The 16,791-nt window shown below is 45.2% G+C and carries 12 protein-coding genes; 4 read left to right on the top strand and 8 right to left on the bottom strand.

What is annotated here, in order from left to right:
• The first annotated feature begins 543 nt into the window (after positions 1-543).
• The gene (locus tag V202x_RS02320; protein WP_232098780.1) at positions 544-1,476 is read left to right on the top strand and encodes a TolB family protein; all 933 of its coding nucleotides are present in this window, start codon (positions 544-546) and stop codon (positions 1,474-1,476) included.
• Between the two features lie 21 nt (positions 1,477-1,497).
• Here V202x_RS02320 and V202x_RS02315 read toward each other — a convergent pair whose 3' ends face one another.
• Genes V202x_RS02315 through V202x_RS02290 form a run of 6 tightly spaced genes read right to left on the bottom strand, consistent with a single transcriptional unit; the run spans position 1,498 to position 9,445 of the window.
• Entirely contained in the window at positions 1,498-2,859 is a 1,362-nt protein-coding gene (locus V202x_RS02315) for an efflux RND transporter periplasmic adaptor subunit (RefSeq protein WP_145170835.1), read from the bottom strand.
• A gap of 2 nt (positions 2,860-2,861) precedes the next feature.
• The gene (locus V202x_RS02310) at positions 2,862-5,246 is read right to left on the bottom strand and encodes an ABC transporter permease (protein WP_145170833.1); all 2,385 of its coding nucleotides are present in this window, start codon (positions 5,244-5,246) and stop codon (positions 2,862-2,864) included.
• Positions 5,246-5,998 (bottom strand): ABC transporter ATP-binding protein, encoded by a 753-nt coding sequence (locus V202x_RS02305; protein WP_145170831.1) that lies wholly within the window; start codon positions 5,996-5,998, stop codon positions 5,246-5,248. The genes V202x_RS02310 and V202x_RS02305 overlap by 1 nt, the downstream gene beginning before the upstream one ends.
• A gap of 39 nt (positions 5,999-6,037) precedes the next feature.
• Positions 6,038-6,334: a bacterioferritin-associated ferredoxin gene (locus V202x_RS02300; protein WP_145170829.1), complete on the bottom strand. Its 297-nt coding sequence runs from the start codon at positions 6,332-6,334 to the stop codon at positions 6,038-6,040.
• Positions 6,335-6,372: 38 nt separating this feature from the next.
• Positions 6,373-7,320, bottom strand: a complete 948-nt coding sequence (locus V202x_RS02295) for a DUF4974 domain-containing protein (RefSeq protein WP_145170827.1) — start codon at positions 7,318-7,320, stop codon at positions 6,373-6,375.
• A 34-nt stretch (positions 7,321-7,354) separates the two neighbouring features.
• On the bottom strand, positions 7,355-9,445 hold the full coding sequence (locus V202x_RS02290; protein WP_145170825.1) for a hypothetical protein: 2,091 nt from the start codon (positions 9,443-9,445) through the stop codon (positions 7,355-7,357).
• Positions 9,446-9,933: 488 nt separating this feature from the next.
• Here V202x_RS02290 and V202x_RS02285 point away from each other — a divergent pair, with 488 nt between their 5' ends.
• Complete coding sequence (locus tag V202x_RS02285) at positions 9,934-10,773, top strand: DUF1559 domain-containing protein (protein ID WP_145170823.1); 840 nt, start codon at positions 9,934-9,936, stop codon at positions 10,771-10,773.
• Between the two features lie 63 nt (positions 10,774-10,836).
• Complete coding sequence (locus V202x_RS02280) at positions 10,837-11,337, top strand: hypothetical protein (RefSeq protein ID WP_145170821.1); 501 nt, start codon at positions 10,837-10,839, stop codon at positions 11,335-11,337.
• A 32-nt stretch (positions 11,338-11,369) separates the two neighbouring features.
• Here V202x_RS02280 and V202x_RS02275 read toward each other — a convergent pair whose 3' ends face one another.
• Complete coding sequence (locus V202x_RS02275) at positions 11,370-12,653, bottom strand: DUF1501 domain-containing protein (protein ID WP_145170819.1); 1,284 nt, start codon at positions 12,651-12,653, stop codon at positions 11,370-11,372.
• Between the two features lie 23 nt (positions 12,654-12,676).
• Complete coding sequence (locus V202x_RS02270; RefSeq protein WP_197993177.1) at positions 12,677-14,296, bottom strand: DUF1549 domain-containing protein; 1,620 nt, start codon at positions 14,294-14,296, stop codon at positions 12,677-12,679.
• An 804-nt stretch (positions 14,297-15,100) separates the two neighbouring features.
• On the opposite strand from V202x_RS02270, the gene V202x_RS02265 reads away from it, so the two are divergent.
• On the top strand, positions 15,101-16,771 hold the full coding sequence (locus V202x_RS02265; RefSeq protein ID WP_145170815.1) for a sigma-70 family RNA polymerase sigma factor: 1,671 nt from the start codon (positions 15,101-15,103) through the stop codon (positions 16,769-16,771).
• The last annotated feature ends 20 nt before the right edge of the window (positions 16,772-16,791 follow it).

Below are 16,791 nucleotides of genomic sequence, written 5' to 3'. Positions count from 1 at the left end.
GTTCAAAATAGATCGCTTGACAGCTATCTGGCATCACTTAAAATCCCTGACTTCTGCGTCGCGCGCGAAACAAAACTACGATTATCTGTTATCCTGTTTTATAACCAGTAGTTACTTCAAATTGCTTCGCGCACATTGATTCGCAATATTTTAACCATCTGCTACAAGAGAAAGTCGCCTTAAACTCTTCAAACAATGAGTATAATGAAATTCGCCGCACTATAAAGTTCGGTCTGTTCATCGCGACAAAAAGTAGGATATCAACCACTTTCAGAATGGTTTCGGATTGTATGAAACGGGATTCAACTCATATCGAGGCGCCTTCATTTGCGGTAAAAAGAGTGGTTATTGAGAAGTTGTCATAGTTCACTCGGTTGAGTTGAAGATTGACTCATAGTGAAAATAGAGAGTCATGATTTTTATCATGGTTACTGAAATACACCAGTGGCCTTTGAGAAAATATTTTCTTTCAACCGGATTTTCAAACTGTTATAGTTCAGACAGCTACAAATTAATCTTTTCTTTACTACATCCAGAGGATTCATGATGAAACATCTCGTATTTGCCTGTTTCTATTGTATGACGAGTCTGGTGGTTCATCACTTCAATAGTTCTCCGATAGCCGCGGACGAAGAAGCAAAAGTCAACAGGACTCGATTTTACATTGCCGCTCAAGACGGAAAAGATGCTACGCTCTTTTTAGTACCCGGTGACTTTCATAATGTTGGCTCCCCTGCTTTCTCATCCGATGGTCAGAAATTGGCCTTTGACGGCTGGAAGTCTCAAAATGGTGAAAGCTTCTCAAATGTGCAAATCATTGTTGCGAATGCAGATGGTAGTAACATGAAAGTCATCGGACCTGGCGCGATGCCCAGTTGGTCTCCCGGTGGAAATCGAATCGCTTTTTCACAGCCTTCCCCGTATGGCGTTGCGATTATGAACGCAGACGGTTCCCAGATTAAAGTGATTCAAGAACGAGGCTGGGGAGCGCAGTGGTCACCCGATGGTCGAAAAATTGCATATAGCATTTCTGATTCGGGAAAAGCAAATATCCAGATTTATGATTTAATCGAAGAGACCAAAAGTCTGGTGTTTCCCCCAGGAGAAAGCCCTTACTCAAGCTTGTACTGGAACATGAGCTGGTCTCCTGACAGTAACTGGCTTTGTTTTAAAGGTCGTAACGCAGCTAAAAAAACATATGAAGTAGGCACTGTCAATGTAGCTGGCATGAAGGAGGGCTTCAAAGTTCATTACAAAAACAAGAAAGCCCCATCTGCTGACTTTGCATGGCACCCTCAAGGGGACAAGATCATTTTCTTCCCGAATTTAACACCAGCGGCACTCTTTCAATTCAATCCAGCGGAAGACAAAGACCCCGAGCCATTTAATACAGTGGTAAAAGGAAAAGTGAACGGTGGTGTCTGCTTCACTCCTGACGGACAGAACCTATTGTTTACCGTGAGGGGCGAAGAGTAAGCCTGAATTCAAAAAATTTGCTTAGAGATTTTTAATGATGTTGGGTTTAACGTATTGGCCGGGCGCCAAATTCATACTCGGTGCGATAATGAGTTGATCTCCGGCTTTCACCCCCGAACGGATTTCTGCATCAAAATCGTTCATCACTCCGGGTTCGACATCAACCAGAACGGTCTTATTATTTCGTACTAGAAACGCCTGCCAGTCACCCGAACCATTGCGAAAAAGCGCCGCCCGCGAAACTTTAATAGCGTCTTTCTTAATTTCGGTATAGATTTTAACGCGTACACGAAAATCGGTCCCCAAATCTCGATTTTGCTGTTTGAGTTGTTTCCAGATATCCTGGTTGAAACTGATAATGACTTTGACTCGTTGTTGTTCAACACCCAAGGATGAAATTTTCGTGAAACCTTTGGGATAGATGCGTTTGACTTTTCCCTGAACGGGCTGAGTTCCAATAGCTGGCCCTTCGATATCGACAAGAGAACCAATTTGAATATTGCCGACATATTGGGAAAGCACATCGGCCTCCACTTCCAGGTTTTCCAGTCTCCCAATTTCCAGTAGAATTTCACCGGCTGGGAGAGTCCGTTCGTTTGAATAATTTTTCGTAAGAATGGTTCCATTGATGGGGCTACGCATTGTGGCTCGTTTGCGGTCGCGCAGTAATTGCTCTAGTTGAGAGAGCGCCTCTTTTCGCTCTTCCTGTAAAACAGCTTCGGTCAGCTCTTTTTTCTCTTTGTATTTCAGAATCGATATTTTTCCAATTTGCATGGCGCTTTGAACGGCCTGTAAAGAACGCCATGTCAAAATGTCTTTCTGGTAATCGACTTCACTCTCTTTTCGAAACAAGTCGGACTCATTGAGTTCACTTTCAGAGAGTGCCTTCTTTTGATAGAGCGCGTATTTACGATCAAATTCATCTCTGGAAAACTGCCATTTCGCTTTACTGGCCTCCTGTTGTTTGCTGGCAGCTTCGACCGTCAGATCCATCGATTTGAGAAACTCATCAAACTGCATCAGAGAATTATCTTCCAGGCGGTTATCTGCCTGTTCAATGATTTTCTTTGCAAACTGTTCTACACGATATTTTGCTTTTGCAATTTCCGCATCCAGATCCGAAGTATCCATTGTCGCGACGACTTGACCTTTCGTCACTGCTTGATCTTCAGAAACGGTAATAGGCAAAATACGACCGTCTAATGGCATGGCAATGCGATAGATTCGGGGAAGAGACGTTTTCGCACGTTCTTCAATGAAGGCTTTGATCTCTCCTGTCTCCGCCACGGTGACATCAACGGGCAGGGGAGCCCCTGACAAAAAAAAGTAACTTCCCAGCCCAACCACTGCGAATACCATTATCAATATATATTTTCGGGACACAATTATTCCTTTACGTTTAATGCTTCTAACCAATCCATTTTTTGAATGGTTTTTTGTACCGGCCAATGTGCAATTAATGTGAATAGAATGCCCAGGATTACGGTATAGACCCAGCTCAGAGTATCAATCGTAAAAGGCATTCGAAATAATTCGGTATCGTAGGCAATGTTGATCCCTTTGGAGGCCCAGTAACCTGCGGGTAATCCCAGGATAATTCCCGGTAAATTAATGCAGAAACTTTCTCTTAGAAAAATCGACCCTACTTCTTTCGGTGTATAGCCCAGCACACGGAGCGTCGCGATTTCCTGTTGTCGCTCAGAGAGCGAAATCAGAGAGGCATTCAAGATGCTGCCAAAGAAAATCAAGCAAGAAAATGCAATCACAACCACAATCATCACGACCATTTGTTCGATTAAAACTTCCTGCAATTTCTCTTTCTGATCTCGAATCGAAGTGACACCCTGAACGGCGGGAACCTGCTTGAGTTCTTGATAGATTCGTCTCGTGGCAACAGGGCCAGGGTCTGTTTTTAGTTGAACGCTGGTGATAGAACTTGCTTCCCCCATCAACCGATTCAAGTATTGATAGTCAGCATACACGGTCAACCCGAGGTAGCTGTCAATGATTTTCATGACAGGAATTTGTCTGGCAATACGATCGCCTGCAACAGGAGTCATTTCGATGGAATCACCTGCCTGGATTCGGAGAATCTCTGCCAGTTTGCGCGTTACCAGAACTCCAGTCTCCGGCACAACAACGCGATTACCGGCAGTATCGCGGGGAATCGTCAGTTGTGCATTTCTGAGAATTCCCGTGATTCCGACTTTTTTTTCGTAGATTCCATTTCTCAATGTACAACCAACATGAAAGAGTGGCTCGGCGTAATCCACGCTGGGAAACTGTTGGGATTCATATAATGCTGAATAATCATGATCATCTTTGAAGGTGACGTCGACGTCGCTCAACAATAACTTATCATATTGAAAATCAAGTAATGCAAACGCGGAATCATACAGGGAGAAGGTCACCAGTAACAGCATCGCGCCAACCGTCGCGGATATCAGTCCTCCCAGAGTTCGTGTCCGATGCCGAAAAATATCGCGCAAAACGAGTTGCCAGCGGAAGTCCAGTGCATTCCAGAATGCTTGGATCTTCTCCAGCAAAATGCGCCTCGCGCGTAATGGAGGTTTGGGACGCATCGCTTCCGCGGGGGATAATCGCATCACTGATCGGACACCTCGAAAGGTCCCCAATACTGAAAAGAAGACACTGATCAACATGCCCAGTAATACGATGCGTGGATAAAGCTCATTCGTTAAAGCAGGAAACTCAAAATAATTCCGGTACTGTGCCGTCAAACCACCTGCCAGCGAATAACCAATCAGAGTTCCCAATATGCCGCCCGCCAAACCGATCAGAAGTCCAAACTGCAAAAAGTGGATAAAGACTTCTCGATTCGAATAGCCCAGCGCTTTCAAAGTTCCAACCACAGTTCGTTGTTGTTCTGCCATGCGCGACATCAGCAGGTTCAGAGCCAGAGCAGCGACAATCAAAAAAATGGTAGGTAGAATCGTCGCGCTGACCTTCAGGCCATCGATTTCGCTTTTTAAAAACCAGTGTGAAGACTGTTCCGCAAGCGGGGTTTTGGAAACCACACCGAAATCTTCCAGGTTGAGCTCAATTTGATCGAGAATCTGTCGAACTCGGTTCTTACTTTGATATTCAGGTGCAACTTGACCTAAAACTTGATTGGCGGCTCCTTCAAAACCGAAGACATCTTCTGCATAATCGTGTTTCAAATAAAACACGCCATAGCTTTCCGGTTCCGGAACAAGTCCTCCCGGGCCAATCAAATACACAAATTCAGAACTGATCGCGGTGCCGATGACAACAAGATCCTGCAGACGATTGTTGAGAATTAACTGAATATGATCACCGGGCTTCAAATGATGCGCACGGGCGAAGGCATCATTGAGTATCACCTCTTCCTGTCGTTGATCGGTAAAATAACTTCCCTGTTGAATGACAATGCGATTAATCGGCGCATTTTCATGTTCTGGCAGTGAGATGACTTTTCCTGAGAGTGGCTTTTCAACCCCCTCCAGGGAAGCCGTGACTTCAAAGATAATGCGCGGCAGGAGATTCGTAACACCGGGAATTTCTGTGAGTGTAGCAAGGTCACCTGTCGGTACTTTTTTCAGTTCGACTGAAAAATCAGCCATACGGCAGAGTCGGTAGTAACTCTGCCTTGAATATTCCAGATTGTCATAGGTTGAAGACATGGCAATGAAGCAACCAATTCCAACCGCAATGATGCTGATAATCGCTGCTAAAACTCCTTTAGCGGCGAGTAGCTCACGTAGCAATTTGTGGTGCAACACTTTCATTACCAGGTCACCTGATTTGCGGCCACAGGATGAGAGTTGACCTTCGTTTCTGCAATGGTTCCGGAACCGATGCGAATAATTCTTTCTGCCATTTCACCGATGGCGGAATTATGCGTAATGATGACAACCGTCATTCCCAGTTCGCGATTCAGGTTTCCCAATACTTCAAGAATCATGCGACCTGTGTTGAGATCAAGTGCACCCGTTGGTTCATCACACAACAGCAATTCTGGATTTTTTACCAGTGCACGTGCAATGGCAACCCGCTGTTGTTCTCCACCTGACAATTGTGAAGGAAAATGATCGGTCCGATGTTCTAACCCCACAAGCTCCAGAGCTTTATCGGGTGACATGGGAGATTCGCTGATGTCTGCTGAAACAATGACATTTTCGCGGGCTGTCAGTGTGGGAACCAGATTATAAAACTGAAATACAAAACCGATGTGCTTACGTCGATAACGGGTGAGTTCCATTTCAGTAAACTGAGATAGATTCTGTGAATAGAAATAGACATCTCCACTTGAAGGGACGTCTATACCTCCTACGATATTCAACAAGGTACTTTTCCCGGAACCGGAGGGGCCAACAATCACCAGAAATTCGCCAGGATAAATCTCGAGATCCACGTCACGCAAGACAGGAACAGAAACATCTCCTGTGATGTATGTCTTGGAAACGGATTTCAGAGAAAGGAGGAGACGGTTCTCGCTGGTTCGGTCAGAGTTAAATGCTTCAGCATCGGAGGCAGGCATGGTTGAGGTCTCGGAGCAGGTTGATATTCGTCATCGACGTTAAGCGGGTGGAGTTCCTTTTCCATCCTGAATGTACTTGTCCCTTTGTTGAGCATATTCCTCTGCCGTAATGACTTCGTCATCCGTTGCGGTGAATTCAGAAGCATTTTGCGCGTTCGTCTTTTCAAACTCTGAAAAATACCGCTTTAAGTAAGGCACACACCATCCACAACCTGTGCCGGCTCCTCCACACTCACTCAATTGACTGGCACGTCTGGGACGATGAATACGGAGGTGATTCACAATTTTTCGTTTACTGATATGAAAACAATAACAAACTTTATCGTCGAGTTTCACGGTGAATACAAATTTCGTTTTAGATAAAAGCCCGCATATTAATTGCGAACCGATTGATCAGGCTTAAAAGACGCTTCTGTTTTTTGAATATAGATTTTATTTGATTTCACAGAAAATGTGAGGGCCACTTCACTCAATACTCGCTTTAATAAATCTGAGAGTGTCGTTTTTTTAAGAGAGAATGAGATTGGAGTCTCCATCAGACGCTCATCATTTTTTACGTTTTCTGCGAACTGAAATTCGGTTCCCAGCATTTCTTCCAGTTGGCTCATCATTTGCTTCAGAGGAACTTCTGTGGGTTGGCGGAATTCCACAATGGGAATCTGGAGTGCAACATTCACATCGATTTCCAAGGCAGGTAAGGGCTGTGCCAATTGAGGCTTACGTGCGTTCAAAGGAGGTGTGTCTTCTGGCTTGGCAGCAATTAACTCCTGGAATTCCTCCTGCACCACAGGCGCGGCCGGTTTGATCGGTTCTGGCCGGACAGGGATTTCTGGTTGAGGTGCTGGTCCATTCTGTTTGGGCGTCGCGAGAGCAGGGGGCACAGGCTCGCGTTGATCAAGTTTTGAGGGTTCCGTATTGACCGATTTTTTGAGAGTCGTCTCGGAAGCCTCAATTACTTTTGCAACAGTTTCATTCCTGGATGACTGAGGAGAAGAACTCTGATCAAACAGAATGAGTAGCAGAATCAGAAAGGCTCCTGTGCCGGCAACAAGCCATGACATCAGCACAGGACTTGTAATCAGAAATCTGCCATAGCGATGTAACGAGTCCCCAAACACGCGCGCGCTTCGCAGAAGATGAGAATGATCTTTGCGAGTAGGAGTCGCACTGATCGCACTAATTGAAAATTCCCCCTCTGTAGTCTGAGTGACCTGGAGAGGCTGATCGCAGTCGGGGCAGGGAAACCTGGTATCGGCCAGCTGCTGTCTGCGCATTCTGAGCATAGCCTGACAGTGAGGACATTGAAAAGTGGTGACATCCATCAGTGATCACCCTTGGATTCAATCCGAATGGTCTTTACTTTTTAGGTGGAAACACAAACGGTGTTAAATTATTTTGCTTCGCGAAAGGTTTGCTGGTAATGGAAGCTGTCTTGTTCTTTTCATCAATGATGAGACACAATTGATCCTGATCTTTCACATTGAAGATTGCCTGTATCGCATCCAAGCCGGATACCATTCCCAAATTCATGGTCTGTGGCATATTTTTTGTATATCCGACCAGCTTCAATGCATCTCCATTCAGAACAATATTTGTTTTCGTTTCTTCAGCGATATACGCAAATGCTTCCTGTAGCGGAGTACGACGAAAATCAATTTCGATTTTTTGCTTCAACCGATCAACAATCAAGTCTGGTAATTTCGGCCCTGCTGTGGGCTTGGGTTTCGCTTTTTGGGAGAAATCAGTGCGCGTCGATTCATCCCAGGTAAGCAAACTGGCTAACGCCAGATTCGGGGCTGCTCGTTCCGGTAAGTTGCTAATCAGCTGGGCATAACGTTCTCCGGACTGCTGCTGTGTCGCTAAGCTCAAAGCTTTCAGCATCGCAGGAAATCGACCGATGACTTTCCGGCTGCCTACGGTTCCCGGGTTCATCTTTTCAACACCTGCCAGCATATCGTGTGGAAGCTGATTGAAACGATCTTTTAAGTTCGTTGCCAACTTGCCAGGACGAATCATGGTTGTGTTCCGGAATGTAAATTCCGAATAATATTCTTTTGGTCCCAGATGCATACTCCAGGCAATTGTTTCGACATCCTCGCCAATCCAATCCAACAACTCGTTCAAAAAAGGATGAACACTTTCGGGAAATAAAACGTCTTGTTGGCGACGTACTTCATCGGGATCAAATACGACTGTGAAGTGACGATCCCGGTCGGTCTGCTTCAGGATCGATTCGATTCCAGGTGTAGTACTGCTATCGTACTCGCGCGATTCCGCCATCTCGACCGCGCTGATTTCTCCGGGCGGACCGATGACATAGGTCTTATCGTCGACGATCATATAAGAATGTTTGTCACCAGCATAAACAGGAAAACTATAATCGTCCAAACGTTGGCCATCAAATTGAGCAATCAGTTCTGAGCGTTTCATTGGTTCGACTAGACGAACAACGGCCGCATACTCTGGTGGCGCGCCCGGCGTTCCTAAAATCAAGCAAAAAGTGACTTCACTAATCTGAGGAGCTTCTTTGAGACAAATTTCTTTGATTTTTTGCTCAGCCCAGACCCCAACAGGTCCCAGGCAAGCACGAAACTCTTCTCCCTGGGAGCCCTGTTCCCAAAGTTCTGCCGGCCGTAAATGGATTAAGATCTGTGTCCCTGCGGGGACATAGAGTAAACGTACCGGCTCTCCTGAAGTCGGACTTGGGATCTGTTCCTGTGTTTGATTGGTCAAAGCAACTGCAGGTTTCAGTGTCTGTGGTACAGGCTTTGGCGGAGGTGCGACAGGTTTCGCAGTCAGAGATTGTTCTATTTGAGGCCAGGCAAAGTACCCCCCGACACCAATGAGAATGACCAACCCCAGCCCGATCAATATCGAAACATTTCTGCGTTTGGCGTTTTTACGACGTAACTCACGAAGACGCTCAACGCCCGCATGGCCTGTTGACTCCAACTGTATGTTCGGAACACCAGAATCAGTAATTCCGGTATTAATGACGGGAGCCGCTGGTTCCACGGAGGGAGCAGCACTTGCCGATGTATCAAGAGGGGGTACACTATTTTGTTGTTTAACAGTGGGGGCGAGATTAACTGGTTGCAGAGTGTCTGCCGGATCATCGGGAACCCATTTGACAGACGTTCCTACAACAGGCTTCGCGGGTTGAGCCAGCTCGATTTGTACTTGTTGTTGATCAGTTACCACAGACTCTGGTTGCACAGGTTTTTCCAAAGGAGCCTGAGGGCGGGGCGGGGCGGTAGTGATCGCTTCCTTTTGCTCAACCTGATTTGGTACTGGCGCTGATTCTTTATGATTTGAAGAGGCCGTTGGTAATTTCAAAACGAAAGCATGTTTACAATTCGGACAGCGGGCCTTCTTCCCGAGTAAACTTTCATCCCGAAGTTTGAGCTTCTTTTTACATTGGGGACAAGGAACTGCAATGCTCGCCATGAATCTGCCTACAAGGTTCGTTTTACGTAAACCCAACCATATTAAAGAGTAAAGCCACATAACCAGTCCCACCACAAGAGCAGGACTTGCCTTTATCATACGTTGAATGAAGTAGGCCTGCCAAGTGTTTTTAAGCCTTGTTTTTGATTAAGCCTGGTTTCTCACTTGCTAGTGGTTTGTACTGACTTTGGATTCTAAAAGACTCAGAACCATTAGTGACTTTTCGTAGCAGGCATTCCTGACCTGCAGATTATGACGGTCGTGCGAATAAATAATCCGCTCAATCGAACTCCACCGAAACTGTAAATATCATTTTTTTCGAAATGCTCTCACGGAATTGAAGCGGCTGTTTCATCACAAAGATTGACTACTCTTCCTAGATGGAAAACCTGATTAAAAATACGTGTTCTCGGAATTCGAAAGATTGAGTGGCTAGTAAAATATGAAAAAGTTTTTTGTGTCTTATTCATATTTGAGGAGAAAACAACGTGCTCGTGACTCAAACAAAATGGTTCTCTATTCGTAGAGGCTTTACTCTGATTGAACTCCTGGTGGTAATCGCCATCATTGCGATTTTAATTGCGCTCTTATTACCCGCCGTTCAACAGGCGCGGGAAGCAGCCCGCCGAAGTTCCTGTAAGAACAACCTGAAACAAATTGGTCTGGCTTTACACAACTACAACGAAACACATACGATTTTTCCACCTGCAAGTATTACCGCGAGTAATATCGGTGGCTTTGCATTCATTTTGCCTTTTATGGAACAGTCGGCGTTGTACAATAAGTGGGACTTCAGTTTATCCCAAACGCACGCAAACAACAGAGAAGCAAACAGTACCCCTGTTATCGCATACTTTTGCCCTTCCAAGCCCCGCTCCAGCCTGAATAGCTCTTCCACTGCCTACGGCGATTATGCTTTCAGTTCAGGCACGGGACACTCGAACTCGAATTCTCATAGTAACTGGAAAGGTATGTTTAATCGAGATTCCAATACTCGACTACGCGATGTAACAGATGGCGCTTCTAATACATTTGCCGCCGGTGAAAAACGAACCGTTGAAATCACGACTCTGGTTAGTCCTCAGTATCGTTGGGGCTGGCATGCAACCCGCAATACTCAGCAAACCAGGATCAACGAAACGGTCATCCAAACATCACCAACGAGGAACTTTAACGATAACACGGCGAACTTTGGTAGTGACCATGTAGGTGGTGCTCACTTTGTGTTCGCCGATGGTTCGGTTCACTTTCTTTCTGAAAACATGGACTTTGAGCTCTACCAAAACCTGAGTGATAAAGCAGATGGGAATGTTGTTGAATTTCCCTAACCCATAAATCACATTTCTGCTTTCATTTTTTTGCTGAATGGTGGCAAAAGGGAAGTCGATTTGATGCTTTACGTGCCTCGAATCGAGCTTCCCAGTAGTCGCCCCTCTGTTCTCTCAAACGTAATACTGAAGGATGATCCAGGTATGTTACACTTGAAAATTCGTAGAATTCGTTCTATTGCATTTAGATCCACTTTGTTGATTGCGTTCGTTGCCTCTTTAATATTCACCGGTTGTGAGTCCACCTTAGACGTTCCTGAAAAACCTGCGGATAACGCCACGGTATCGGGTACGGTTACTCTGAACGGCAAACCTGTGAGCGGGGGAAACGTCGGTTTCTATTCAATGCAATTTGGAATGGCCGGACAGGCGGCACTCGATAAAGAAGGGAAATTTACTCTGTCTGAACCGATTGCGCCCGGAGACTACCAGATCTATTTTATGACCGACAATGGACAACCGTTAAGAGGAATCCCGGCAAAATATATGAGCGAAACATCCAGCGATTATAGTGTCACCGTAAAAGAGAGTAACAACCAGTTAGCGATTGATCTCAAGTCCTGATTCCGATATGTATTGGAATCGAGCCGGAAACGTTAGCTAAACAAGCCTTTGATGACTTCGCCACTCTCAACGAGTTTCACAGGGCGGCCGATGGGCGTATGCAGTTCCATGTCCGCGTTAATTTGCATCGCTTTGCACATTGAGCGGAAGAGATCATCGACCTGGACCGGGGTGTCAACAATCTCCTGACCGTTGGCATCTGTTTTTCCAATCGCTTGCCCCCCTTTAATTCCGGCACCTGCCATCAACAGGTTGAAGTTTCTGACCCAATGATCGCGTCCCGGAACAGGTGGGCGGGCGTTGATCTTGGGAGTTCTGCCAAACTCGCCCATGCAAATCACCAAGGTTTTTTCGAGAAGGCCGCGTTGTTTTAAATCGATCAAAAGTTGTGAGAGTCCCTGATCAACGTCTGGGGCGCGGCGTTCCATATTTTTAAAGACGCTATTATGCATGTCCCAGCCACCACTCCGCACTTCGACAAATGGCACACCAACTTCGACAAGCCGTCGTGCGACTAACAAGCCTTGCCCCAGTTGAGATTTACCATACGCTTCCTGCATCGCCTGGGGTTCACCTTCAAACTTGAACGCTTTCAGCCGGGGAGACTTCATCATTGAATGGGCTTTCTGGTAAAGCTTGCTCTGCTCTTTAACGAGACTCGCTGCACCGGCATCCGCGAAATCTTTTTCCTGCTGGCTCAACAGAGCCAGCCTGCGTTTCTGTCGGGAATCGGCCGTGTTATTGAACACATTAGCCGGTAACTGACCCGGACGATTAATAATAAATGGTGCCACCTGGACTCCCAGAAAACCTGAGCTTAAAGTCTGGCCAATACTGACAAAATTGGGGATATCGGATTGCGGATCACCAATCTCTTGTGCGACGACAGAACCGAAGTGTGGAAATCGCTCGATGCCCATCATGCGGTGGCCGGTATGCAGATGATAGGTCCCCCGTTCATGTGCTGCCTCTTTACCCGTCATAGAGCGGACTAACGCAATATCATTCATCACAGAAGCGATTTTTGGCCAATAATGTGCAATTTCGATTCCGGGAGTTTGCGTACTGATCTTTTTCGTTTCGCCTCCATTGGGTGTTCCCGGCTTAGGATCCCAGGTTTCCATTTGGCTGGGTGCCCCCGCCAACCAGACCAAAATGCAGGAACGGCCTTCTTTCTTCAATTCAGCGGCGTTCAACTGAAACTGGGTCAAGATCGAAGAACCAGCGATCCCCAATGCGGCAGACTGCAAAAAATTCCTTCTGGAAACGTTGCCTCGACGATTTAGATTCAGATGTAAGAGCGCATCTGTGTGCATATCATTTTCCTGCGATTTCATTACTATCGTTTAGTGCGAAATTCTGTCGAATTGACGAGTACCCAAATCAGATCATCTACAGCCTCGGCACGACTCTGAGACTCTTTCAGATAACTTAAATTCCTCTCAACTTCCTCTGTTGTCGCATGTCGGGCAAGTACGTTTAGATAAAGTGCATCCACCAATTCCTGGTCAGAAAGCTTCATTAGTTGTTTTTTAAGTTCACTTTGAGAGAGCTTCGATTGCAGGGTCGTATGATTCATCATCATTAACGCCTGCTGAATCGATCCTTCCAGCGCCCCCTGGGGCAAGGAGGGGTTCATGTCAAATACCTGCATGATTTCCTTATGTAGTTTTTTATCTTCTCCGACCAGCTTTTTTACCGAGGCGGCCACAACATCTGGCCGTAAGCGGGAAGGTCTGACTGAGGTAAACAGCTCAGACTGAGAAGAAATCGTCTGCATCTCGCGTTGATAAACTTTGGAGTTCATGATCAATCGAAAGAGCCACTTGGGATCAAAATCTTTGTATCTGAAATTGGCAGCAATGCGATTGACTACCGGCTTGTGAATGACATCACTGTCCGGTCCAAGGCTGTCAACATCGTAAAAACCATCGCCGATCAGTTCGCTCCAGATCCTGTTGACATACGCGCGGGCAAACCAGTAATTCTTGGGATTGTATGCCAAATAAGCGGCAATCGAGACACGCCGTGCGTCTGATTTCATTTTTTCATATGGTTTTTCCCCCAATAGAAATCGAGGTTTAACAACTGTTTTGACTGTTGGATCATCTTTATCAGGCATTTTGTAAGTATAGGGATGGAAAAACGCGGCCAGCTCATGAAATTGTTCCCGTTTCCAGTTATCGAAAGGATGGTCATGACACTCAGCGCATTTGATGCTGATTCCCATAAATATCCGAGCCGTCTGTGATGCCAGTTCTGTCGACTTATTTTCGCAAGCTAAGACAAAATTATTAGGACCATATTTTTGACCATAATCATTTCGGACTTTTTTATTACGCTTAGGTGTCGCCGAAATCAACATGACGGTAATGTAATCCCAGGGAGCGCCTTTGTTGAATTGTTCTGCCAGCCAGTCTTCCAAAGCTTTGGGACTGATTCGGTTTTTGTTCGCTTCGCTGTCATAAAAAATAACGGACGTCCAATAGCGAGCCCACTTACGAGCATAGGCTTCCGTCTCCAGTAACTCGTCTATCAGATTCGATCGTTTATTTGAGCTGCGACTGGAAATAAATGTTTTAATCGTTTCCGGAGTTGGTAGATTCCCAGTCAAGTCAAGGTAGACTCGTCGCACAAAAGTTTCGTCATCGATTTGCTTCGCGAAACGTTGTGTGTTTTGTCCTAATTCCAACTCCAGAGCTTTATCCAAATCGTCAGAACTAAAGCTGATTCTGCGTCCGATCCTGTGTGTAGGCATGGTTTGCCTGATATATCCCAAGAGTTGCATCTTTTGCTCCTGAGTTTTCAGGGGGGGCAGATTGAGCGCAGGAGTTTTATTCTTTCCCTTTTTTTTCTGAGCTGCTTCCAGGGAAATGGGAACAAGAATTAGACAAATCAGGGTAATAAACAGGATCAATAAGTGGGAACAGTGATAATGAAATTGACCACGTTTTAACATAATGCAACCCGCTCCCGAATGAGAATCTACGATGCTTGGCATCAGAATGGAATCAACCAAACATTTTCACGATTTACAGATAGATAGAAAGCACCACTGAATGTAGTCGCTCGTTGATGATTACGTTTAAAAATAGACAGATGAGTCACAAATCATAGATCAAAGAAGAGCGTGTTTTCGCTGAATGGACTCTCAACACTCCCAGTAGAAATACACATTCATCTATTCATGTTATCTGACTCAAATTAAAGGTAAATAGGCTTTGATGGATTCAATGAAAGACAACTTAAGTTTTTTATCCATTCATATACATTCCATCACGAGAAAAGTCCTAAAATGAAAGGATATATCATTGACCGGACCATTAACAAAAATGGGTATAAATGTATATTTTTAATTGACTAAAGTATAGTTCCATGTGTATACTTAAAAAGCAGCATTGAATGACTAGAGTTCTAATTGTGAGATGTTTCACAAAGTTTTATTTCAAGAGTTGCCACTTTTTATCGAATCACTGAGAAAGTTCCGGGTTTATATAAAGCAAAGTCATTAGACAGCTTTTCAACCATCATTGAATTATACTCAATAATAGTAACATTTTATGACTTTTAACCTATTCGAATTTACCCTGCAGAAATCAATATTTTCGTGGATTTGAGAGTTGTTTGACTAAAATTATTTACGTGTGAACTTTTTCCTATCGAATTCGTCTAATTTATACGTAGTGAATGACAGAGCTTGGTGATGAGTCACGTGAAGGACACGTTGGTTACTGAGAAAAGTCAAAATTTTAGGGTGGGAAACATGATCAGCTCAAGGTATCACAATCCGGCAATCAAGCAGTTGGCAGAACAGCAGGTGAAATACGCCCCCAGAGATGTGAAACTGGAGCAGATTTCCCGCGCTGAGGAGTTTTTAGCAAATATCGAACAGACTCAGGATTATGCTTACCCTGAAATCTGTAAGGAGATTACCACATATCGCTCCGAGATTTATCCTGACCTGGTGATTTCTGGCAAGGATGTATTCCACGATTTGCGCTGTTTCATTGAGGATCTTTCTGACAGTGCTGAGATTGATGTGGAAGACGAGCAGGAAGAAGTGCTGACGGTCCAGGACCTCAGCAAACAATTCAACATCTCCACAAAGACAGTAGATCGGTGGAGAGACAAAGGTTTGGTGAGTCGTCGGTTTCGATTCAATGGGCGTAAACGGGTTGGTTTTCTCAAGTCATCCGTAGACCGCTTTTTAGAAAAGAACCGAGGGCACATTACACGCAGCATGAATTTCAGTCAGTTGAGTGATGAGGATCGTGAAGAAATTTTACGCCGCGCACGACGCTTGGCCCGTTATGGTGGGTGTCCCGCGGAGGTCAGTCGACGTATTGCACGGCACATGGATCGCTCACCTGAGACCATTCGTTACACTTTGAAAAACTTTGATCGGGAGAATCCTGAATTGGCTATTTTTCCTAATGCTCCTGAAAAAATTACTGATCAACAAAAACGCGATATCTACAACAATTTTCGACGTGGTATCGCCGTTGAAAAGTTGGCACGCCGTTATTGCAGAACCAAGGCAAGCATTTACCGAATTATCTCGGAAGCGCGTGCGGTACGTTTGCATGCGCAAACAATCGACTACATGTTCAGCGATGAATTTGAGCTACCCGATGCCGATAAATTGATTTTGGGACCACCTCCTGAAGTCGATAAAGATAGCCAGAAAGTTCGTACTCCACCGGGATTGCCTCCTTATCTGGCGAGCTTGTATTCCATTCCTCTTTTGACAAGGGAAGAAGAGGCTTACTACTTCAGAAAACTGAACTATCTTAAGTACAAAGCGTTTCATATTCAGGAAAACCTGGATCCGAATCGACCTAAAGCACGCGATATGGACCAGATCGAAAAGCTCCTGGATGAGAGCACCGATGTGAAAAACTTTTTAATTCGCAGCAACCTCCGTTTGGTGGTGTCCATTGCGAAACGACACATCAGGCCTGGAGGAAACTTCTTCGAAATGGTCAGCGATGGCAATATGTCCCTGATTCGTGCCATCGAGAAATTCGATTATACGAAAGGAAACAAATTCTCGACTTACGCAAGTTGGGCGATTATGAAAAATTATGCACGTTCGATTCCAGCCGAATACAAGGTACTGGACCGTTTCCGAACGGGTAATGACGAGCTCTTTTTCCAATCAACAGACGAAAGGGAAAGTCAGTATCGAGAAGAGCTGATTAACCAGAAGCAACATGCAGTGATTATGAGTATTTTGGACCAGCTCGATGGCCGCGAAAAGGACATTCTGATCTATCGCTATGGCTTGAACGCTCGAAATGAACCCCAGACGCTTGAGCAAGTTGGAAATCGTTTTGGTGTAACAAAAGAGAGAATCAGACAGTTAGAGTCTCGCGCACTGAAAAAATTACGACGAATTACCCAAGTAGAACGGGTCGAAATACCTGGAATTTAAGGCAGGCTCTCAAGTCCATT

It is taken from the genome of Gimesia aquarii (genome assembly GCF_007748175.1).
GTDB classification, from domain to species: domain Bacteria; phylum Planctomycetota; class Planctomycetia; order Planctomycetales; family Planctomycetaceae; genus Gimesia; species Gimesia aquarii_A.
This window is presented reverse-complemented; position numbering and strand designations above follow the sequence as displayed.